This window comes from Achromobacter deleyi (assembly GCF_016127315.1).
Classification (GTDB): domain Bacteria; phylum Pseudomonadota; class Gammaproteobacteria; order Burkholderiales; family Burkholderiaceae_B; genus Achromobacter; species Achromobacter insuavis_A.
The window spans coordinates 6,411,666-6,432,418 of the sequence record NZ_CP065997.1; the positions used below are offsets into that span (position 1 = coordinate 6,411,666).

The following is a 20,753-nucleotide window of genomic DNA, read 5'->3' on the forward strand; positions in this document are numbered from 1 at the left end:
CCGGCCACGCGCCGGGGCGCGGCGGGCTAGAAATCGAGTTCGATCTCGACCCCGTCGCCCACTTTCAGGCGCGCGCCGGCCGGCGCGTCGACGATGGCGTTCTGGCCGAACACCACGCCGATATCCAGATTGCGGTAGCCCGCCAGCGTGCGGCCCGGCTCGTCGTGCTGCACGGCGGTGCGCTGGTCGATGTCGGGAATCGAGCAGCGCGTGCACGGCTTGACCAACGCCATGCTGACCGCGCCGGTCGTGATCATCGCGGTGTGGTCTTCCTCGAAGGCTTCCCACTCTCCCTGCACCACGATATTGGGCCGGAAGCGGTCCATCGGCACCGGCGCCACGCCCTTGGCCCGCAGGCGGGCGTTCAGGTCGTCCAGCGAGGCCTGGTTCGCCACCAGCAGCGGAAAGCCGTCGGCGAAACCGAAGAAATGATCGCCCCCGAACACGTCGGCCAGGTCGGGATGGCCGGCGGTCCACTTGTCCACCCATTCGGGCTTGGCGGGCCGCGCCGCGGCGGCGTCGACCTTGTACAGGCGGCAAGGCGTCTTGAGGAAATCGGAACACCACTGCGCGGCGGCCTCGCTTTCGCGGCGCGCGTCGAGCGTATCCTGCCAGACGCCGACCGTCTCCACGCCCGGCTGCAGGGCCGAGCCGTCCAGCGGCACCTCCAGGTCAGGCATGCCGGGCGCGGACAGGCGCAGCGCGTCGGCGGTGAGCGCCGTGCGGATCAGCGCCATGGCGGCCCATTGGCGCTGCGTCATGAACTGGCCGTCGGCCGACACCAGCATCCAGCGGCGGTCGTGCGCCAGCCCGGCGCGGTCCACCGGCGATTCGGCCAGGTCGATGCCGGCACAGGATTTGACCGGGTAGATATGCAGGCTGAGGATGCGGGCGGACATGGCGGCGGATGCGGGCGTGGCGGGGAGCCAGAGCATAGCGGAAGGCCAGCAAAAAGCCCAGGCTGGCGGGCCTGGGCTTGGCGGACATGCAAAGGGGCGGCGAATGCGCCCCCGCGGCGCGTCAGCTGCCGACCAGCTTGAGCGTATCCAGCGGCGTCACCGCCTTGAACGCCTTGCGCGTGGCGATGTGCTCGGGACGCGGGGTCAGGCCGTACTTGGGCGGCTCCAGCGTGTTTTCCATGCTGTTGTAGACCATGAACACGTTGGCGCGCGGCCACGGCGAGATGTTGCTGTTCGAGCCGTGCATGGTGTTGCAGTCGAAGAACACCACCGAACCGGCCTTGGCCGTCATCGTGCGGATGCCGCCCTGCTCCACCAGCAGTTGCAGGCTGACCGGATCCGGCACGCCGTACTCCTGCTTCTTGAGCGATTGCTTGTAGTGGTCGTTGGGCGTTTCGCCGACGCACGAGATGAACTGCCGGTGCGAACCCGGCACCAGCATCAGCGGGCCGTTGCAGTCATTGTTCTCGGTCAGCAGCACCGAGCAACTCAGCGCGCGCATCGACGGCATGCCGTCTTCCACGTGCCAGGTCTCGAAATCCGAGTGCCAGTAGAACTCCTTGCCCTTGAAGCCGGGCTTCATGTTGGCGCGGGACTGGTGGATGTAGACCTCGGACCCCAGGATCTGGCGCGCCACGTTGACCAGCCGCGGATCGCGCACCAGGCGCGCCAGCACGGGGTTCAGCACGTGCACCATGAAAATGGAGCGCACGGCATTGCTGCCGGGCTCGGTGATCGATTCCTCGCGGCGCACGATCGACGGGTCGCGCGTCATGCGCTCGACCTCGGACGACAGCGCCCGCACTTCGGCCTCCGAGAACACGTCCTCCAGCAGGAGGAAGCCGTCGCGCTCGTAGCTGCCGACCTGCTCGCCGCTCAGGGCGTTGGCGTATTTGCCTTCTTCGTAGACCACCGGGTCCTGGCGGGAAATGATGGCGGAACTTCGATCCGTACGGGAGGCGTACGGATCCTGCGCAGGTGAGATCATGCGAACCTCCTTGTATCAGGCCGCTTGGGCTTGGGCTTCAGGCAAGGCGTAGACGCCCTCTTTGTCATGCACTTCCTGGCCGGTCAGCGGCGGGTTGAAGACGCAGATGACGCGCAGCGGCTCCTTGCCGCCGCACAGCCAGTGCTCGTCATGCTCGTTCAGGGCGTAGACCACGCCCGGGCCCAGTTCGTACTTCTTGCCGTCGGCGATCGTCTCGATGGAGCCGTCGCCCTCGATGCACCACACCGCTTCCAGGTGATTCTTGTAGTGGATGTGGGTGCGGCCGCCCGGGAAGATGGTGGTCTCGTGGAAGGAAAAGCCCATGCCGTCCTTCTTGAGCAGCACGCGGCGGCTGACCCAGGTATCGGTGCGGACTTCGTCGGCGGTGCCGATCACATCTTTGACATTGCGTACGATCATTGACGTTTTCCTCCAAATTTCAGGATGCGGGCGGACTGTCCCTCTTCGGCCAGCGCGTCGGCCACGCTCGCCTCGATCACGTCCAGGCCCTTGGACAGCAGGTCTTCCTCGATGGTCAGGGCCGGCAGCAGCTTGAGCACTTCGTCGTGCGCGCCCGAGGTCTCGATGACCACGCCGCGCTTGAAGGCGTTGGCGGCGATGCGGTTGGACAGCGCCGGGGTGGCGTTGCTGACCAGGCCCTGGATCAGGCCGCGGCCGCGCACCGACAGGCCGGCGTTGGGATAGCTGTGCACCAGGTTTTCCAGCCAGTCGCGCACCAGGCGCTCCTTGCGCTGGATCTCGGCGGTGAACGCGGTGTTGGCCCAGTAGGTTTCCAGCGCCTGGGTGGCGGTGACGAACGCCAGGTTGTTGCCGCGGAAGGTGCCGCTGTGGGCGCCGGGCTTCCAGACGTCGAGCTCGGGCTTCATCAGCACCAGCGACATCGGCAGGCCGAAGCCCGACAGCGACTTGGACAACGTGATGATGTCGGGGCGGATGCCGGCGGCCTCGAAGCTGAAGAAGGTGCCGGTGCGGCCGCAGCCGACCTGGATGTCGTCCACGATCAGCAGCATGTCGTGGCGCTTGCAGAGCTTGTCCAGTTCCTTGAGCCAGCGCAGGGTGGCGACGTTGACGCCGCCCTCGCCCTGCACCGTCTCGACGATGACGGCGGCGGGCTTGTCCATGCCGCTGCTGGGATCTTCCAGCATGCGCTCCAGGTAGGCCATGGTGTCCACGTCCGGGCCGAAGTAGCCGTCATAGGGCATGAAGGTGGTGTTGGCCAGCGGATAGCCGGAGGCATCGCGGAACTTCATGTTGGCCGTCACCGCCAGCGAGCCGCCGCTGACGCCGTGAAAGCCGTGCGTGAAGGAAATCACATTGGGACGTCCCTTCACCTGGCGCGCGATCTTCAGCGCCGCCTCGACCGCGTTGGTGCCGGTCGGGCCGGTGAACTGCAGGGTGTATTGCCAGTTGCGCGGCTTGAGCAGCACGCGATCGACGGCCTCGAGGAAGCTTTTCTTGGCGCTGGTGGCCATGTCCAGGCCATGCACCACGCCGTCGGACTGCACGTACTCGAGCAGCTTTTCCTTGAGGATCGGATTGTTGTGGCCATAGTTCAACGTGCCGGCGCCGCTGAAGAAGTCGATGTATTCGCCACCGTCCTCATCCACCAGCGTCGATCCCCTGGCCTGGCTGAAGATCACGGGAAACGACCGGATATAGCCCCGTACCTCCGACTCCATCCGGTCAAAGATTTTCAAGTCCATGTGATTAATCCTCCCTTTCATCTCATAAGTTGACAGACGGCCAGATCCCCTCCGCATGCGCGCCGGGCGCATCCGGATGCGTCAAAGCCATCCCGGTTTTCGACAGGACCGCGTCGCCGCCTAGGGGGCGGGCAAGGTGAACGGGCCTATCCTCAACAACATCTCGTCGTCATGGTCCGCGCCGCCGAAAAGCTGCCGGTCGAAGAACGGCTGCTCGGAGACGTGGGCGCCCAGCTCGCCGGCCAGGCCGGCGAAGGTGCGGCGCGATGCCTGGTTGTCAGGCGCCACCGTGGTTTCAAGATGACGAACATGCGCGAGCCCCTCGCGTTGCAAGAGCGCCCGAAGCATGGCGCGGCCTAACCGTTGGCCGCGTGCGCGGGTGTGCACGGCGACCTGCCAGACGAACAACACGTCGGGCCGGTCGGCAAGCACGTAAGCGGAGATAAATCCATCGATGCGTCCTCCGGCGCTTTCGGCCAGGACGCAGGTGCCGCGGTTGTGCTCGCACAGGAGCAGGTACGCGTATAGGGAATTGAGGTCGAGTGGCGGGCACTCGGCAATGAGCTGGTGGATCGCGGCGCCGTCCTTGCGGCGGGGCTCACGCAACAGATGCGTTTTGCTGCCCGCCGCCGGCGCCACGGCACTTGAGTTCGTAGGGGTGTCGTTCAGTTCGTTTGTTCTCATACAACCAATCCTGATTCGGGAGGCGCGCCACCCGTGGGCACCTCGAGGATGGGCGACGACACGTCGCCCTGGGTTTCCGTCGCGACCCCGCTCTCTTCTTCCATGAGCGCCACGATGCGCTCGAGCGACAGGGTGATGGTGGCCTGCTCCAGCTCCGGCAACGCGTTGAGCGCGTCGGCCAGGTGCTTTTGCAGCGGCGACGGCGCCTGCTGCGCGACCTCGCGGCCGGCGTCGGTGGCGGTCACGAAGACGATGCGGCGGTCTTCGCGGCCGCGTTCGCGGCGGATCAGACCCTTGTCTTCCAGGCGGTCGAGAATGCCGACGACCGTGCTGGGGCTGACGTGGATCTCGCGGCTGATCGCCGTGGCCGTCAGCGGCCCGTTCGCGATGACCGTGCGCAGGCACATCAGCTGCGGCGCGGTGATGTGGCTCACCGCGGACAGCTGGCGCGAATGCAACGCGATGGATCGCGTGATCCGGCGCAGTGCCCGCAGGATGCGCAGGTCGTATTGCTGCGCGGGTTCGGTTACGGTCTGTTTATTCATGACTGAATTAGTTCAGCTAAATTGATTTCTATACGAATGATATGGGTGACCTATCCTTGTGTCAAACTCGATCACCGGCCATTTTGTAATCATTTCCGCGCTATCCGCCGTCATGTCGCCAGGGGCTTTCCAGGAGAGCGGCGTCGTTACGATATGTCGGAGTTGCTCTACGATTCGAAAATAAAACAACTGTTTTTCAATTCAATATGGATGTAGCATTTGTTTTATCGTCAACGGTATTTTCCTCCTCCTCCTCGCCGCCGTGATCGCTCCCCTGCAAGACCACCTGCGCCATCTCAGCGCGACGTTGCCCGCCGAACTGCAGCGCGCCGCGCATTGGGTGTTGGCCCATCCGGCCGAGGTCGGGCTGTGGTCGATGCGGCGCCAGGCGCAGGCGGTGGGCGTGTCGCCCGCCACCATGCTGCGGCTGGCCCGCGCGGCGGGCCACGACAGCTACGAGGCCTTCCGCGCGCCGTTCCAGCACGCGCTGGCTGGCGCCGCCGATGACGGCCTGCGGCAGCGCGCCGCGCGTTTGCAGGCTTCGCACGCGCGGCAGGCCGGCGGCGACGGACACGACGCGCTGACCGAGCTGCAGACCGCGGCGCTGGCCTCGATCTGGCAGGCCAATGACGCGGCCGCCTTCGACGCGGCCGTCGACGCGCTGCTGCGCGCCCGCCAGGTCGGCTTCCTGGGCACGCGCTCGGCCTTCGGCATCGCCTTCCAGATGCGCTACGCCTACCACCTGGTGCGCCGCAACGGCCTGCTGATCGACGGCCTGGGCGGCGCCGCGGCCGAAGACGCCGACAGCCTGCAGCCAGGCGATGCGCTGGTGGTGGTGTCGCAAGCCCCCTACCCCACGGCCACCGTGCGCCTGACCCGCCAGATCGCCGCGCGCGGCGTCACGGTGCTGGCGCTGACCGACAGCGCCGACAACCCCGTGGCGCGGACGGCCGACCACGTGCTGCGCTTCACCCGCGCCGACGAGCCCGGCCCGGATGCGCCCGCGCTGCGCGGCCCCGGCTCGTTCTTTCACAGCACCGCGGGCCTGCTGGGGCTGGCCGAACACCTGATCGCGCGGCTGGCGGCCCGCGGCGGCGACGAGGTGCTGCAGCGCCTGGCCGAAATCGATGCCCGCCTGCAGGCGGACGGCGCCTACTGGCAGGACGCGCCGCCCAGGCGCGGCCGCGCGCCGCGGTCCGAATGAATCACGGCTGAATCGCCCTTCCCCTTCCCCACGCCCTCCGCGGAGTTCCACGCCATGACCAGTACCCATGTTCTCCACCGCTCCCTGCGCAGCACGCCCCCGGTCGCGGTCCGCGGCCAGGGCGCCTGGCTCTATGACCAGGCGGGCCGCGCCTACCTGGATGGCTCGGGCGGCGCCGCGGTTTCGTGCCTGGGGCACAACCATCCGGACGTGCAGGCGGCGATGCACGCGCAGATCGACGCGCTGGCGTATGCCCATACCAGTTTCTTCACCACCGAGGTCGCCGAGCAACTGGCCGCGACGCTGGTGGCCGACGCGCCGGCCGGCACCTCGCATGCGTACTTCGTCTCGGGCGGCTCGGAGGCGATCGAGGCCGCGCTGAAGATGGCGCGCCAGTACTACGTCGAGATCGGCCAGCCGCAACGCCGCCACATCGTGGCGCGGCGCCAGAGCTATCACGGCAATACCCTGGGCGCGCTGGCGGTGGGCGGCAACGCCTGGCGCCGGGCGCAGTTCGCGCCGCTGCTGATCGACGTGGCGCACGTGTCGCCGTGCTATGCCTACCGCGACCAGGCGGCCGGCGAAACCGATGAGCAATACGCCGAACGCCTGGCGCAGGAGCTGGAGCAGACCTTCCAGCGCCTCGGCCCCGACAGCGTGATGGCCTTCGTCGCCGAGCCGGTGGTGGGCGCGACCTCGGGCGCGGTGACCGCGGTGCCGGGCTACTTCCGCCGCATCCGCGAGGTCTGCGACCGCCACGGCGTGCTGCTGATCGCGGATGAGGTCATGTGCGGCATGGGCCGCACCGGCACGCTCTACGCCGTCGAGCAGGAAGGCATCACGCCCGACCTGATCACCATCGCCAAGGGCCTGGGCGGCGGCTACCAGCCGATCGGCGCGGTCATGGCGCAGGAACGCATCGTGCAGGCGATGCAGCAGGGCAGCGGCTTCTTCCAGCATGGCCACACCTACCTGGGCCACGCCACCGCGTGCGCGGCCTCGCTGGCGGTGCAGCAGGTGATCAAGCGCGACAACCTGCTGGCGCGCGTGCGCGCCCAGGGCGACGGGCTGCGCCAGCGCCTGCAGCAGGCGTTGGGCGAACACCCGCACGTCGGCGATATCCGTGGCCGCGGGCTGTTCATGGGCGTGGAGCTGGTGCAGGACCGCGCCAGCAAGGCGACCTTCGACCCGGCCCTGTCGCTGCATGCGCGCATCAAGCGCGAAGCCATGGCGCGCGGCCTGATGGTCTATCCGATGGGCGGCACCATCGACGGCCGCCAGGGCGACCACGTGCTGCTGGCCCCGCCCTTCATCATCACGGACGACGAGCTGGACCAGCTGACCGAACGCCTGGCCGGCGCCATCGACGCCGCGATCGCCGACAGCGGCCGCTGAGCGGGCGCGGACCGCCTAGCCGGCCTGCTCCGCCGGCTGGCGGCGCCAGGCGGGCCAGGCGCCGATGGTCAGGGCGCGCAGCAGCCATTCGACCGGGCCGTAGGCGTGGCGCCGCAACCACCACGCCGACAGCGGCAGCTGCGCCAGGAAGATCGCCACGGCGATCAGCAGCCCCACGCCCGGCGACACGCTGCCCGACAGGCGCAGGCCCCAGCCGGTGAAGAGGAACGCGCACACCACCGATTGCATCAGGTAGTTGCTCAGGGCCATGCGGCCGGCCGGCGCCAGCCCGCGCGCCAGCGCCGCGCCAGGCCGCGTGCGCATCGCCAGCAGCAGCGCCGCGGCGTACGACATGCTCAACAGCGGCGCCGTGAACAGATCCATGGCCAGGCCCGGGGTTTCCCACAGCGGGGACGTGGAAGGCAAGGCAGAGGTCGCATAGGCGGCGGACCCGGCCAGCCCGGGCAGCGCCCCCAGCGCGCACAGCAGCCACAGCGCGCGCGGCTGACGCCACGGATCGGCCAGCGCCTGGCGCCGGCCCAGGGCGTAGCCAACCAGGAACATGGCGAAGACGAACGGCCCCTGCACCAGCAGGATGACGCCCCAGATGCTGGTGGTCAGTTCGTACCAATGACGGGCAATGGTGCTGCCGATGGTGCCGCGATAGGCCTCGATGGCGGCCAGCGAATCGGCCGCGGATGCCACGCCGGCGGCGCGGCTCAGTTCGACGGTGCCGGCGGGATCGAGCAGGCTCAACGCCCCCAGCAGCGCCCAGGCCAGCGACACCAGCCCGATCAGCCACAGCGCGCGGCGCAAGGCGCGACCCGGATCCATGCGGCGGCAGGCCATCAGCGCCAGGCCCAGCACCGCGTAGGTCAGCAGGATGTCGCCTTGGTAGAACAGCACCGCGTGCGCCAGCCCCAGCAGCGCCAGGCCGACGAGGCGCCGCAGGAAACGCGGCCCGAAGGCCGCGCCGCCGCGTTCGGCCGCGCTCATCTGCAAGGTGAAGCTGTAGCCGAACAGGAACGAGAACAGCAGGTAGAACTTGGTCTCGAACAACCACGCCACCAGCCAGCGCACCGCCACGTCCCACGCCCCCGGGAAGGCGGGGTCGGTGATGCCGTTGGCGTAGAACGGCGAGGCGAACACGCCGATGTTGACGACCAGGATGCCGAACAGCGCGAAGCCGCGCAGCGCATCGACCTGCGCCAGGCGCGGCGGCGCCATCCCGACGGGGTTTGCGGCGGTACTCATGGCTGTTCTCCCGCCGCGCCGGACGCCGGCGGCAGGCACCCCTGCAGCGCCGCGTCGAGCAAGCGCCCGCCCGCCGCCGCGTCGAATCGCGGATCCACCACCGAGCGGCTGTAGATGCCGTCCAGCAGCAGCAACAGCATGTCGGCCATCTCCTCCACGGGCCGCGGCATGGCGCTGCGCGGCACGCCTTGCCAGACAGCCGCCAGCAATGCCGCCAGCGACGCCTTGCGTTCGCTTTCGTTGGCCATGACCAGCGTGTGCACCCGCGGATTGCGCACCGCCTCGGCCAGGATCTCCATGCCCAGGCGGGCAAAGCCCGGATCGCGGTACTGCGCCAGGTTCTCGTCGACCCAGCCGATCAGGGCGGCGCGCGCATCGCCCGCGGCGGCCTGGCGATGTTCGCGCAGCGTGTCGGTGTCGGACGCGATCAGCGCCTCGATGATCTCGGCCTTGCTGGCGTAGTAATGGAACAGGTTGCCGGGGCTCATCCCGGCCCGCGCGCAGATCTGCGCGGTCGAGGTGGCGTGAAAGCCGTTTTCGGCGAAGCACTCGGCGGCGGCGGCCAGGATCTGGCGGCGCCGCTCCTGCTGCCGGGCGGGGTCGATTTTGCGCATGCTGCGTCGGGATTTAATTAATAGACTGATTGATCTATCTATTAAATATCGAACGTCCGATGCAGGTCAAGCACGCGCCCGAAAACAAAACGGCGGACCCCGCGAGGTCCGCCGTTCATCGGCATCGTCAGCCGGACCGCGATCAGCCCAGCACCGGCGACAGCAGCGGCTGCTTGGGCCGCACGTCCAGCGCCCGCCCCTTGCGCGCGCGCTTGCCGACGTACACTGCCAGCGCCGCGCCCACCAGGATGTCCTCGGTGTGCTTGTTGCGGTAGATGCCCGCCGCGCGCAGGCCGAGCGCGCCGATCGGCACGGTCTGGTCGAGCTTGTCGACGCCGTCCAGCCCCATCAGGATGGTGCCGCGCCCACCGCCCGACAGCGACTTGAGCTCGTCCAGCCCGAACACCAGGAACTTGCCCTTCTGCGACAGCAACGCCAATTGCGTGGCGCCCTCGAACAGCGGCACCGGGCGCAGCAGTTCGTCGCCCGCCTCCAGCGTGATGAACTGCTTGCCGGCGCGCTGGCGGCTGGTCATGTCCGAGAGCTTGGCGGCAAAGCCGTAGCCGCCGCGCGTGGCCAGCAGCCAGCGGCTGTCGGCCGCCGCCGCGATCGTGTGGACGATGCGGGTGCCGCTTTCCAGGTCGATCATGGTGGTGACCGGCTGGCCGTCGCCGCGCGCCGACGGCAGGCCGGACACCGGCACCGAATAGACGCGGCCGTTGTCGCCCATGGCGATCAGCGTGTCGGTGGTGCGGCACTCGAAGGCGCCGTAAAGGTCGTCGCCCTGCTTGAAGCCGAACTGCGAGGCATCATGGCCGTGGCCCTGGCGGGCGCGCAGCCAGCCCTTCTGCGACACGACCACGGTGACCGGCTCGTCCAGCACCTTGGTTTCGAGCACCGCGCGCTCGGCGGTCTCGATCAGGGTGCGGCGGTCGTCGCCAAACTGCTTGGCGTCGGCCTCGATTTCCTTGATCAGCAGGCGCTTGAGGGTGTTGGGATTGTCCAGCAGTTCCTGCAACGAGACCTGCTCCTTGCGCTTGTCCGCCAGCTCCTGCTCGATCTTGAAGCCTTCCAGGCGCGCCAGCTGGCGCAGACGCATTTCCAGGATGTCCTCGGCCTGCCGCTCGGACAGGTTGAAGCGCTCCATCAGGGCAACGCGCGGCTCGTCGGATTCGCGGATGGTCTGGATGACCTCGTCCACCTTCAGGTAGACCACCATGCGGCCTTCCAGCACGTGGATGCGATCGATCACCTTGTCCAGGCGGAAGCGGGTGCGGCGCAGCACGGTGTTCGTGCGGAACGCCAGCCACTCGACCAGCACGTCGCGCAGGCCCTTCTGGCGCGGACGGCCGTCGGTGCCGATGCAGACCAGGTTGACCGAGGCGCTGCTTTCCATGCTGGTCTGCGCCAGCAGGGTGTTGACGAATTCGTCGCGGTCGACGCGCGAGGTCTTGGGCTCGAACACCAGGCGCACGGCGGCGTCCTTGCCGGATTCGTCGCGCACCGCGTCCAGCAGGTTCAGCATCACGGCCTTGGCCTGCGTCTGCTCGGGCGTCAGGCTCTTCTTGCCGCTCTTGACCTTGGGGTTGGTGATTTCCTCGATCTCTTCGAGCACCTTCTGGCACGAGGTGCCCGGCGGCAGCTCGGTGACCACCAGCTGCCACTGGCCGCGCGCCATTTCCTCGAACTGCCAGCGCGCCCGCACCTTGAGCGAGCCGCGCCCGCCTGCGTAGATCTGGGCGATGTCGGCGGCCGGCGTGATGATCTGGCCGCCGCCGGCGAAGTCCGGACCGGGGATCATGCCGAACAGCTCGGCGTCCGGCAGTTGCGGCTGCTTGATCAGCGCCACGCAGGCCTGCGCCACTTCGCGCAGGTTGTGCGGCGGGATCTCGGTGGCCATGCCGACCGCGATGCCCGAGGCGCCGTTCAGCAGCATCACCGGCAGGCGCGCTGGCAGCATCTGCGGCTCCTGCTGGCTGCCGTCGTAGTTGGGCACGAAATCGACCGTGCCTTCGTCGAGTTCGTCCAGCAGCAGCTTGGCGATCGGCGTCAGGCGCGCTTCGGTGTAGCGCATGGCGGCGGCGTTGTCGCCGTCGCGCGAACCGAAGTTGCCCTGGCCGTCGATGAGCGGGTAGCGCAGGGAGAAGTCCTGCGCCATGCGCACCATGGCGTCATAGGCCGCCTGGTCGCCGTGCGGATGGTATTTGCCCAGCACGTCGCCGACGACGCGTGCGGACTTGACCGGCTTGGCGCCGGCCGCCAGCCCCATCGCCTGCATGGCGAACAGGATGCGGCGCTGCACGGGCTTCTGCCCGTCGCCGACGTCGGGCAGGGCCCGGCCCCGCACCACGGACACGGCATAGTCCAGATAGGCCTGTTCGGCATAGCGCGCCAGGGTGATGGCGGCATCGCCGCCCTCGTCGGGCGCGGCGTCGAACAAACCGTGTTGATTGCTGTCGGTCATGATGGTTTCAGGTAGATAGATTCATTGAAACGGCGTCATTGGGGAGCCGCGGCGCCCAGCAGCTGGGCATCGGCCACGTGCTCGCGCAATTGGACGCGCACCGCGTCCAGCGTGGCGGCGTCCTGCCCGCGCTTGGGAATGATCACGCCTTGCAGCGTCCCCAGGATGACATACAGATGCTGCGGCGTTTCCTCGACCCGCCGCACGTCGTGCCAGTCGATGCGGCCGGAGGCGTCGGCGATGCTGTCCTCGATGCCGTCGGCGCCGAACACCAGCTGGTGGCGCCCCAGGAACAGGCCGTCGGGCCGCTTGGCCAGCATGCGGCGCGTGTTCATGCGCACCAGCCCCGGCAGCACGAACTCGTAGGCCAGCGCCAACACCGCCAGGATGCCCAGGCCCACCGCCAGCCCCTCGAAGTACACCGGCAGCAGCAGGCTCCAGTTCGGACCATGCCCGTCCCAGGTCTGCCAGACCAGGTAGCCCAGCAGCACCACCACCATCAGCACCGCGAAACGCAGGTGCGACAGGTAGCGACGGCGCCGCAGCTCGGGCCGCCGGTAGACGTACGCCGCGAATTCGGCGTAGTCGTCGGCGGTGAGGTCGACCGCCATGCTGGCGGCCGGCGGCGGGGACGCGGACGGCGTCATCAGATGTCCAGCTCCGCCAGGTTGCCCTTCTCTTCGATCCAGGCGCGGCGTTGCGAGGACTCGCCCTTGCCCATCAGCATGTCGAACATGCGGGTGGTGTCTTCGGGCGTCTGGTCGCCATAGCCCACCGGCAGCAGCCGGCGCGTGTCCGGATTCATGGTGGTTTCCCACAGCTGCTCGGGGTTCATTTCGCCCAGGCCCTTGAAGCGGCTGACCGACCAGGCGCTTTCGCGCGAGCCTTCCTTGCGCAGTTTGTCCTGCGCGGCTTCCAGCTCGCCCTCGTCCAGGCAGTAGATCTTGCGCGCCGGGCGCTTGCCCTGCGCCGGCACGTCCAGGCGGAACAGCGGCGGCTTGGCGACGTAGACGTTGCCTGCCTCGACCAGCTTGGGGAAGTGCTTGTAGAACAGCGTCAGCAGCAGCACCTGGATGTGCGAGCCGTCGACGTCGGCGTCCGACAGGATGCAGATGCGGCCGTAGCGCAGCCCGGACAGGTCGGGCGAGTCGCCCGGGCCGTGCGGGTCGACGCCGATGGCAACCGAGATGTCGTGGATTTCGTTGTTGGCGAACAGGCGATCGCGATCGACTTCCCAGGAGTTCAGCACCTTGCCGCGCAGCGGCAGGATGGCCTGGAATTCCTTGTCGCGGCCCATCTTGGCCGAACCGCCGGCCGAGTCGCCCTCGACCAGGAAGACCTCGGTGCGGGTGGCGTCGCTGGATTCGCAGTCGGTCAGCTTGCCGGGCAGCACCGCCACGCCGGAGCTCTTGCGCTTCTCGACCTTCTGCGCCGAGCGCTGGCGCGCCTGCGCCTGGCGGATGGCCAGCTCGGCCAGCTTCTTGCCGTATTCGACATTGCTGTGCAGCCACAGGTCGAGCGCGCTCTTGGAGAAGCCGCCCACCAGGCGCACCGCGTCGCGGCTGTTCAGGCGTTCCTTGATCTGGCCCTGGAACTGCGGGTCGAGCACCTTGGCCGACAGCACGAAGCTGGCGCGGGCGAACACGTCCTCGGGCAGCAGCTTGACGCCCTTGGGCAGCAGGCTGTGCAGCTCGGCGAAGCCCTTGACCGCGCCGAACAGGCCTTCGCGCAGGCCCGATTCGTGCGTGCCGCCGGCCGGCGTCGGGATCAGGTTGACGTACGACTCGCGCACCGCGTTGCCGTCCTCGGTCCAGGCCACCACCCACTGGGCGCCCTCGCCTTCGGCGAAGGTTTCGTGGTCGGCGCCGGCGTATTGCTCGCCCTCGAAGAACGGCACCATCAGCTCGGCGCCGGCCAGGGCCTCGGACAGGTAGCCGCGCAGGCCGTCCTGGTACTGCCAGGTCTTGGTGTCGCCGATCTTTTCGTTGACCAGCGAGACCTTCACGCCCGGCAGCAGCACGGCTTTGCTGCGCAGCAGGTGGGTCAGCTCGCCCAACGGGATGTTGGGGCTGTCGAAATACTTGGCGTCAGGCCAGACCCGCACGCGGGTGCCGGACTTCTTGCGGCCGCCCTGGTCGAAGGGCGCCAGCGGTTCGGCGACGTCTCCGCCCTTGAACACCAGGCGGTTGACGGCGCCATCGCGCCAGACCACGACTTCGAGCCGGGTCGCCAGCGCATTGGTGACGGACACGCCGACGCCGTGCAGGCCGCCGGAGAAGGCGTAGGCGCCGCCGCCGGCCTTGTCGAACTTGCCGCCCGCGTGCAGCCGGGTGAAGACCAGTTCGACCACGGGCGCGTTTTCTTCGGGATGCAGGCCGACGGGAATGCCGCGGCCGTCGTCCTCGACGGACACGCTGCCATCGATGTGCAGCGTGACCTGTATCTGTTTGCCGTAGCCCGCCAGGGCTTCGTCTGCGGCGTTGTCGATGACCTCCTGCACGACGTGCAGGGGGTTTTCGGTGCGGGTGTACATGCCCGGGCGCTGCCGCACGGGTTCCAGCCCCTTCAGGACGCGGATGGACGCCTCGTTGTAACGTGGAGTGGCCAAGTTATCCCCAACATCTGTGGAAAAAAACCGACATTTTACGGATAAGCCCAGATTCTGCGCGGCTCCGGGTGGGATGCGCACGACCTGACCAGCTCCGAATTCGGTAGGATGACGATAGAGACACAGCCAGCGGATCCAGGTTCAATGCCCCGGATCGCGATAACTGCGCCGCGATATCCTACACAAAAGCGGCAAGTACTGTTGTTATAAACAGTGGTATGCCTGTTGTTTTTGACAGTGGTATGCTTTAATCCATTCCACAAACAAGAACAACGGCAAGGCGTCCCTTTTTTCGCCTTTTGCTGCCGAACCCGAGAATCACCATCATGAGCGACCAAATCAAGAACGTCAGTGACGCGAGCTTCGATGCCGATGTGTTGAAGTCCGGCCAGCCGGTGCTGGTGGACTACTGGGCTGCCTGGTGTGGCCCCTGCAAGATGATCGCCCCGATCCTGGAAGAAGTCGCCACCGAATACGCCGGTCGCCTGACGATCGCCAAGCTCAACGTGGACGAGAACCAGGGCACCGCCGCCAAGTACGGCATCCGTGGCATCCCCACCCTCATGCTCTTTAAAGACGGCCAGGCTGCCGCCACCAAGGTTGGCGCGCTGTCGAAGTCGCAACTCACCGCATTCCTGGACGGCGCGTTGTAAACTGCGTGCTGTGAACGAAGGCGCCGCCCTGGGGGCGGCGCTGCTTCCATACCGCGCGAGCCCGTCCGTGGCGCGCCGCCAGAACCCTCCTTTACTTTTCCCCCAACACTCACCGCGATGCACCTCAACGAACTGAAGGCGCTGCATGTCTCGCAGCTGCTGGAAATGGCCGCTGGCCTGGAAATCGAGAACGCCAACCGCCTGCGCAAGCAGGAGCTGATGTTCGCCATCATGAAACGGCGCGCCAAGCAGGGCGAGCAGATCTTTGGCGACGGCGTGCTGGAAGTCCTGCCCGACGGCTTCGGTTTCCTGCGCTCGCCCGAGACCTCGTATCTGGCCAGCACGGACGATATCTACATCTCGCCGTCCCAGATCCGCCGCTTCAACCTGCACACCGGCGACTCGATCGAAGGCGAAGTGCGCACGCCCAAGGATGGCGAGCGTTATTTCGCCCTGGTCAAGGTGGACAAGGTCAACGGCGTGGCGCCCGAGGCGATCAAGCATCGCATCATGTTCGAGAACCTGACGCCGCTGCATCCGAACCGGACCATGCGTCTGGAACGCGACATCAAGAGCGAAGAGAACCTGACGGGCCGCATCCTCGACGTCTTCGCCCCCATCGGCATGGGCCAGCGCGGCCTGATCGTCGCCAGCCCCAAGTCCGGCAAGACGGTGATGATGCAGCACATCGCGCACGCCATCACCACCAACTACCCCGACGCGGTCATGATCGTCCTGCTGGTGGACGAGCGTCCCGAGGAAGTGACCGAAATGCAGCGCACCGTGCGCGGCGAAGTGGTCGCCTCGACCTTCGATGAGCCCGCCACCCGCCACGTGCAGGTCGCTGAAATGGTCATCGAGAAGGCCAAGCGCCTGGTCGAAATGAAGAAGGACGTGGTGATCCTGCTGGACTCGATCACCCGCCTGGCCCGCGCCTACAACACCGTGGTGCCGGCTTCCGGCAAGGTGCTGACCGGCGGTGTCGACGCCAACGCCCTGCAACGTCCCAAGCGCTTCTTCGGCGCCGCGCGCAACCTCGAGGAAGGCGGTTCGCTGACCATCCTGGGCACCGCGCTGATCGAGACCGGCAGCCGCATGGACGAAGTCATCTACGAAGAATTCAAGGGCACCGGCAACTCCGAAGTGCACCTGGAGCGTCGCCTGGCGGAAAAGCGCGTCTACCCGTCCATCAACCTGAACAAGTCGGGCACCCGCCGCGAAGAACTGCTGATCGCGCCGGACCTGCTGCAGAAGGTCTGGGTGCTGCGCAAGTTCATCCACGACATGGACGAAGTCCAATCCATGGAATTCATCCTGGACAAGATGCGCGCCACCAAGACCAACGCCGAATTCTTCGACATGATGAAGAAGAAGTAAGCCGTCGCCGCCCGCATGCCGGGCGCACGCATCGATTTGGCGAGGATTGCCCCACGGCGGTCCTCGCCAAATGCTTTCTGGGGCCGGAATTACGCGCGGGTCGGACGCGCGTTGCGCCGGAGCGGCACGCTCCGGCGGCGGTCACTCCGTCCGGGATCTCTTCAAACCGGCGCTCAATGCAATTTGGGGTCGGGGAACGGCAGCTTGTCCTGCGACATGCTGGGCTGGGCCTTCCAGTTCTTGCCCTGCTTGTAGAAGTCCATCTGGTTCTCGTTGACCGCGGCGCCCATCGTCACCGCCACCGTGCAGGCGACCTGCCCCGGGTGGGAGGCCTGCTCCGCGGCCACGCAGGTGCCCAGCTTGACCTCGGACGGGCGCGACAGGCCGGTGCCCGCGAGCATGTCGACGATCGCATCCGTCGCCTCCGGGATAGTGGGCAGGACCAGGTCCTGGGCCTGGGCCCAGGCGGAAACACTCATCAATGCGACCACCGTTGCCAGGCGGATGCGGGACTTGGCCATGTGCGACGACTCCATCGTTATCGGGACTGACGCAGCTTAATGGCGCCGGCGCGTTGCTGTCTGTACGGTCTGTATCCCAATGTCAGGAAGCGGCGGCCGGATCAATGTTCGATGAATTCTTCCAGGCTGCGCGGCTTGGGCGTCTGCTTGGGCGCCGGCTTGCCCGAGTCGTCGATCGGGTCGATCTTGGGATCGTCCCAGCTGCCGGTCACGGCGTATTCCATGGTCATGGCGCGCGCCAGTGGCTGCTTGAGCAGCCATTGCGTGACGAAGGCGCCCAGGCCGATCAGCGGGTTGACCGCCAGCGCCGTGACCATCGCCGCGCCGCTGGCGTCCAGGTTGGGAATCACCACCGCCTTCAGGTTCCAGCGCTCCTGCACGATGTTGACGTCGCCTGCCAGCACGATGGCGGCGACCGGGCCGTTGATCTTGTAGCCCTCGGTCTTGAGCGAGCCGTCCGCCAGCTTGATTTGCCCGCGCACGGTGTCGAACGGAAAACCATCGCGCAGCAGGTTGGTCGGATTGACGTCGAGCCGCGCCAGGCGCTGCAGCGATTGCAGCGACAGCAGCTCCAGCAGGCGCGCCGTGCGCGAATTCACGTGCATGAAGCGGCCCTTGTCCAGGGTGATCTCGGCATCGCCGATCACGTCGGCGATATTGTGGGTCCAGGGCAGGTTGCGCCAGGTCACGTTGGCCTTGATGCCGCCGGTGCCGCCCGACACCACGCGCTCGAAGCCGATGCGGTCCATGAAGCTGCCCACGTTCTCGAACTTGGCGGTGGCATCCACCGTCAGGCCGCGATCCGGGCCCTCGAGGCGCCAGGCGCCGGTGGCGTTCAAGGTGGCGGCGTCATTGGTGATCGACAGCTTGTCCAGGCGCCACTGGCGGCCGCGTTCGAGGTTGGTGCCGAGCACCTGCAGCTCGCCCAGGTTCTTGCCGTACAGGCGGAATTCCTTGGCCTGCAGGTCGATCGCCGGAATGTCCGACAGGTCGTTGCCCGAGGACAGCGCCTTGTCGGCCTCGTTAGTGTCATCCGCGCCGCCCAGCGCCAGGTGCTTGAAGCGCGCGGTGATCTGGCCCGCGATGGCGCCGGAGGCCTCGCGCCAGGACAGCGAGCCCGCCGCCTGGCGCGACTGGATATCCACGCGCCACTGGGCCGGAGCCGGCCGGGTGGCGTACAGGGTCAGGTCGTTGAGCGTATAGCCGCTGGTGCGCAGCAGGCCCGTGGCCAGGCTCACGCGCTCGGGCGCGGGCAACAGCGGCCGCGGCGCCGCACGCCCCTTGACGGGCGGCGGGTCGAAACCGTCGGAGACCTTTTCCCAGGCATCCATGTCCAGTTCCGGCAGCGTGGCGCTCAGGCTCAGGCCGCGCTCGGGCAGGCTGGCCGGACGATCGATGCCAAGCGTGCCGCGCGCGAAGTACGACGGCGCGGCATCGGTCGGATCGCGCTCGAACAGCGCGTTGATGTTGTCGCCCAGGCTGGCGGTCAGCCAGCGCCGGCCCTTGGCGCCGCGGTCCTGCGCCGCGCCCCATTGCAGCTTGAGCGGCCGCGCCAGCGGCGCCGCCTTGCCGACGGGCGCCGGCATGTCGATGGCCAGGCCGGTCAGGTCGGACTCCATCGACAGTTCCACCGATCCGCCGCGCTGGTAGCCGACCTTGCCCTTGTAGGCGGTCTTGCCCGAAAAGCGCCCCATCGACGGCGTATTGCTGATCTGCGCCAGCCCGGACCCGGCCAGCACGCCCTCGAAGCGCAAGGCGTCCGTCGGCTGCACCAGGCTGCCCGAGATCTTGACCGGGCCGCCCAGGAACTGCGCGCGGATCTCCTTGGTGCGCACGCCCTTCTCCGAAAACTCCAGGTCGCCGTGCATCTGGCTGAGCAGCGGCATTTCCGGCATGAAGGTGAAGGTGTTGTCGGCGAACTGGATCTTGCCTTCGACCTGGGTGTCGTCGGTGTTCATCAACGGCACCTTCAGCTTGAGCGGCATGCGCCAGTTGCCCGTGCCGCGCGCCTCGTCGAGCGCGCCGTCCAGCAACTGGCCCAGCGGCGAGCTGTCCGACAGCGCCAGGTAGGCCGGCACCGTCCCGCTGGTGTCGCCGTTGACCGTCAGTTCGGCGTTGTTCTCCATGTCGGGAATGGTGGCGGTGACCGCCCCCAGCGTCACCGTCTGGCCCGGCCCGGTATGGGCCACCGCGCCGCCCGGGCTGTCGAGCACCAGCCCGACCTTGTCGACGCGGAAGTTGCCCGACAGGTTCTCCAGCATCGGCCAGCCCTTGCGGTGAGTGCGGGCCGGCGCGTAATCGACCTTGGCGCCGGTGTAGGCGCCGGCGATGACGAATTCACCGGTCGAGCCGGGGGCGCCGAAGGGGAATTCGTCCAGGTCGCCCTTGAGCGTGATGGAGGCCGACTCCATCTGCCCGGCCGGCAAGCCGGTCGCCAGCCATTCGCGCGCGTCCGCATTGACCTCCAGCGGCAGGTAGCGGTGGATCGCGTTCATGGCGCCGCGCACCAGCGTGCCGCGCATGTCGACGCTGCCCGCGGCGCTCTTGCCTTCCTTGCGCCACTGGCCCTGCAAGCGGACGTCGAGGTCGTCGTTGACGACCCGCAACTGGCCCACGTCGACGAACCAGTCGCGGGCATCGACGCCCTTGACGCGGGCATCCAGCGCGATCTCGCTGGCGCCCAGCTCGGGCTGTTCGAAGACGCCGGGCAAGGCCACGCGCAATTGCTCGACGCGGCCACTGACCGACAGGTCCGCCGCGCCGGCGCTGCGCGCCAGCGGCACCTGCTCGCTCTGGACGAAATCGCCGGGCGTGCCCTCGATGCGGAACTGCGCGTAGCCGCCGCGCACCGCCGGGGCGTCCGGCGCCGACGCCCAATCGACGCCGCGCGCGGCCACATCGGTGGTCAGCCTGGTGAAGGTGCCATGATCCAGCTGCAGCCAGGCGCGGGCGCTGACGCGCCCCTTGATGGCCGGCGGCGACATCCAGGGCGCCCAGGCCATCGGCTCGGCGTCATCCAGCTCGGCATAGACCTGACCGCTCCAGTTGGCCGGGCTGGCGGCGTTGGCGCTGAACAGGCTGCGGTTGAATTCGCCGCGCAGGTCCACCTTGCGCGCCAGCGCCGGATCGGCGTCGGCGCGCAGCACGAAACGGTGCGACAGGCTGCCGTTGCGCACCAGGAAATCGACATTGCTCAGGACCAGTTCGGGCGCCTGGCGCAGTTCGTCCTGCCAGCGGATGCGGGCGCCATGAATGAGCAGCTCGCGCTGCGCGGTCAGCCAGCGCAGCGCCGGATGATCCAGGTCCGAACGGTGATCGCTGGCATTCAGGTCGATGCCCTGCCCCGCCACCCACAGGCGGTTGTCGGCATCGCGGCGCAGGGTCAGTTCGGGTTGTTCCAGGCGCAGCCGCACCAGCTTGGGCGACAGCGTCAGCAGGCTGCGCCAGGCCAGCACCGCCGACACCGAAGGCAGCGTCAGCACCGGCGCGGCCTGGTCGTCATAGACCTGGACCGAGGAAAGATCCAGGCGGGGATTGAGGCCCTGCCAGTCCGCCTGGATGGCGCCGATCGTGACGCGAGCGCCCAACGCCTGACTGGCGTAGGCTTCGATCTGGGGACGCCACTGGTCCACGCGCGGCAAGACCCAATAGCGGACGCCCAGGAGCCCGATGGCCACGACGCCGTACACGGTCAGCACCGCCCAGAACAGGCAGCAGAACACTTTTTTTGAAACAGACACGGATCGGTGGGCAGGAGAATAGT

At 67.7% G+C, this 20,753-nt stretch carries 17 protein-coding genes; 4 read left to right on the forward strand and 13 right to left on the reverse strand.

Annotated elements, in window-relative coordinates; translation table 11 throughout:
* Positions 1-26 precede the first annotated feature (26 nt).
* From I6I07_RS28960 to I6I07_RS28985, 6 genes are all read right to left on the reverse strand, one after another.
* Positions 27-899: an MOSC domain-containing protein gene (locus I6I07_RS28960; protein ID WP_198487713.1), complete on the reverse strand. Its 873-nt coding sequence runs from the start codon at positions 897-899 to the stop codon at positions 27-29.
* A gap of 121 nt (positions 900-1,020) precedes the next feature.
* The gene (gene thpD / locus I6I07_RS28965; protein WP_006393951.1) at positions 1,021-1,947 is read right to left on the reverse strand and encodes an ectoine hydroxylase; all 927 of its coding nucleotides are present in this window, start codon (positions 1,945-1,947) and stop codon (positions 1,021-1,023) included.
* Positions 1,948-1,962: 15 nt separating this feature from the next.
* Complete coding sequence (locus tag I6I07_RS28970; protein ID WP_006393950.1) at positions 1,963-2,367, reverse strand: ectoine synthase; 405 nt, start codon at positions 2,365-2,367, stop codon at positions 1,963-1,965.
* Positions 2,364-3,671, reverse strand: a complete 1,308-nt coding sequence (ectB, locus tag I6I07_RS28975) for a diaminobutyrate--2-oxoglutarate transaminase (protein ID WP_006393949.1) — start codon at positions 3,669-3,671, stop codon at positions 2,364-2,366. Before ectB ends, I6I07_RS28970 begins: the two co-directional genes overlap by 4 nt.
* Positions 3,672-3,791: 120 nt before the next feature.
* Positions 3,792-4,355: a diaminobutyrate acetyltransferase gene (gene ectA, locus I6I07_RS28980; protein ID WP_061071887.1), complete on the reverse strand. Its 564-nt coding sequence runs from the start codon at positions 4,353-4,355 to the stop codon at positions 3,792-3,794.
* On the reverse strand, positions 4,352-4,900 hold the full coding sequence (locus I6I07_RS28985) for a MarR family winged helix-turn-helix transcriptional regulator (RefSeq protein ID WP_198484691.1): 549 nt from the start codon (positions 4,898-4,900) through the stop codon (positions 4,352-4,354). The genes ectA and I6I07_RS28985 overlap by 4 nt, the downstream gene beginning before the upstream one ends.
* Before the next feature lie 262 nt (positions 4,901-5,162).
* Here I6I07_RS28985 and I6I07_RS28990 point away from each other — a divergent pair, with 262 nt between their 5' ends.
* Complete coding sequence (locus I6I07_RS28990) at positions 5,163-6,104, forward strand: MurR/RpiR family transcriptional regulator (protein ID WP_198484692.1); 942 nt, start codon at positions 5,163-5,165, stop codon at positions 6,102-6,104.
* A 54-nt stretch (positions 6,105-6,158) separates the two neighbouring features.
* Positions 6,159-7,499 carry an aspartate aminotransferase family protein gene (locus tag I6I07_RS28995; RefSeq protein ID WP_198484693.1) on the forward strand — a complete coding sequence of 447 codons (1,341 nt, stop codon included), beginning with the start codon at positions 6,159-6,161 and terminating at the stop codon, positions 7,497-7,499.
* A gap of 15 nt (positions 7,500-7,514) precedes the next feature.
* On the opposite strand, the gene I6I07_RS29000 is transcribed toward I6I07_RS28995, so the two are convergent.
* From I6I07_RS29000 to parE, 5 genes are all read right to left on the reverse strand, one after another.
* Complete coding sequence (locus I6I07_RS29000; protein ID WP_198484694.1) at positions 7,515-8,753, reverse strand: DUF418 domain-containing protein; 1,239 nt, start codon at positions 8,751-8,753, stop codon at positions 7,515-7,517.
* Positions 8,750-9,367 carry a TetR/AcrR family transcriptional regulator gene (locus I6I07_RS29005; protein WP_198484695.1) on the reverse strand — a complete coding sequence of 206 codons (618 nt, stop codon included), beginning with the start codon at positions 9,365-9,367 and terminating at the stop codon, positions 8,750-8,752. The genes I6I07_RS29000 and I6I07_RS29005 overlap by 4 nt, the downstream gene beginning before the upstream one ends.
* Positions 9,368-9,509: 142 nt before the next feature.
* A complete protein-coding gene (gene parC / locus I6I07_RS29010; RefSeq protein ID WP_198484696.1) occupies positions 9,510-11,831 on the reverse strand; it encodes a DNA topoisomerase IV subunit A in 2,322 nt (773 codons plus the stop codon).
* Between the two features lie 35 nt (positions 11,832-11,866).
* Positions 11,867-12,478, reverse strand: coding sequence for a YcxB family protein (locus I6I07_RS29015; protein WP_198484697.1), 612 nt, complete (start codon positions 12,476-12,478; stop codon positions 11,867-11,869).
* Positions 12,478-14,439, reverse strand: a complete 1,962-nt coding sequence (gene parE / locus I6I07_RS29020) for a DNA topoisomerase IV subunit B (protein ID WP_198484698.1) — start codon at positions 14,437-14,439, stop codon at positions 12,478-12,480. Before parE ends, I6I07_RS29015 begins: the two co-directional genes overlap by 1 nt.
* Before the next feature lie 326 nt (positions 14,440-14,765).
* Between parE and trxA the strand changes: the two genes are divergently transcribed.
* Together trxA and rho are read left to right on the forward strand one after the other, a co-directional pair.
* Positions 14,766-15,092 (forward strand): thioredoxin TrxA, encoded by a 327-nt coding sequence (gene trxA, locus I6I07_RS29025; RefSeq protein ID WP_006387817.1) that lies wholly within the window; start codon positions 14,766-14,768, stop codon positions 15,090-15,092.
* Between the two features lie 117 nt (positions 15,093-15,209).
* Positions 15,210-16,469, forward strand: a complete 1,260-nt coding sequence (rho, locus tag I6I07_RS29030) for a transcription termination factor Rho (RefSeq protein ID WP_006218533.1) — start codon at positions 15,210-15,212, stop codon at positions 16,467-16,469.
* Positions 16,470-16,642: 173 nt separating this feature from the next.
* Here the strand turns inward: rho and I6I07_RS29035 are convergent, their stop codons facing one another.
* Both I6I07_RS29035 and I6I07_RS29040 read right to left on the reverse strand, forming a co-directional pair.
* On the reverse strand, positions 16,643-16,990 hold the full coding sequence (locus I6I07_RS29035; protein WP_198484699.1) for a hypothetical protein: 348 nt from the start codon (positions 16,988-16,990) through the stop codon (positions 16,643-16,645).
* A gap of 101 nt (positions 16,991-17,091) precedes the next feature.
* Entirely contained in the window at positions 17,092-20,712 is a 3,621-nt protein-coding gene (locus I6I07_RS29040; RefSeq protein WP_232626149.1) for a YhdP family protein, read from the reverse strand.
* Between the last annotated feature and the right edge of the window lie 41 nt (positions 20,713-20,753).

Excerpts from the sequence above, each read along its gene's own strand:
- I6I07_RS28960 (WP_198487713.1), bottom strand. The coding sequence starts at position 899 with ATGTCCGCCCGCATCCTCAGCCTGCATATCTACCCGGTCAAATCCTGT.
- thpD (WP_006393951.1), bottom strand. The coding sequence starts at position 1,947 with ATGATCTCACCTGCGCAGGATCCGTACGCCTCCCGTACGGATCGAAGT.
- I6I07_RS28970 (WP_006393950.1), bottom strand. The coding sequence starts at position 2,367 with ATGATCGTACGCAATGTCAAAGATGTGATCGGCACCGCCGACGAAGTC.
- ectB (WP_006393949.1), bottom strand. The coding sequence starts at position 3,671 with ATGGACTTGAAAATCTTTGACCGGATGGAGTCGGAGGTACGGGGCTAT.
- ectA (WP_061071887.1), bottom strand. The coding sequence starts at position 4,355 with ATGAGAACAAACGAACTGAACGACACCCCTACGAACTCAAGTGCCGTG.
- I6I07_RS28985 (WP_198484691.1), bottom strand. The coding sequence starts at position 4,900 with ATGAATAAACAGACCGTAACCGAACCCGCGCAGCAATACGACCTGCGC.
- I6I07_RS28995 (WP_198484693.1), top strand. The coding sequence starts at position 6,159 with ATGACCAGTACCCATGTTCTCCACCGCTCCCTGCGCAGCACGCCCCCG.
- I6I07_RS29000 (WP_198484694.1), bottom strand. The coding sequence starts at position 8,753 with ATGAGTACCGCCGCAAACCCCGTCGGGATGGCGCCGCCGCGCCTGGCG.
- I6I07_RS29005 (WP_198484695.1), bottom strand. The coding sequence starts at position 9,367 with ATGCGCAAAATCGACCCCGCCCGGCAGCAGGAGCGGCGCCGCCAGATC.
- parC (WP_198484696.1), bottom strand. The coding sequence starts at position 11,831 with ATGACCGACAGCAATCAACACGGTTTGTTCGACGCCGCGCCCGACGAG.
- I6I07_RS29015 (WP_198484697.1), bottom strand. The coding sequence starts at position 12,478 with ATGACGCCGTCCGCGTCCCCGCCGCCGGCCGCCAGCATGGCGGTCGAC.
- trxA (WP_006387817.1), top strand. The coding sequence starts at position 14,766 with ATGAGCGACCAAATCAAGAACGTCAGTGACGCGAGCTTCGATGCCGAT.
- rho (WP_006218533.1), top strand. The coding sequence starts at position 15,210 with ATGCACCTCAACGAACTGAAGGCGCTGCATGTCTCGCAGCTGCTGGAA.
- I6I07_RS29035 (WP_198484699.1), bottom strand. The coding sequence starts at position 16,990 with ATGGCCAAGTCCCGCATCCGCCTGGCAACGGTGGTCGCATTGATGAGT.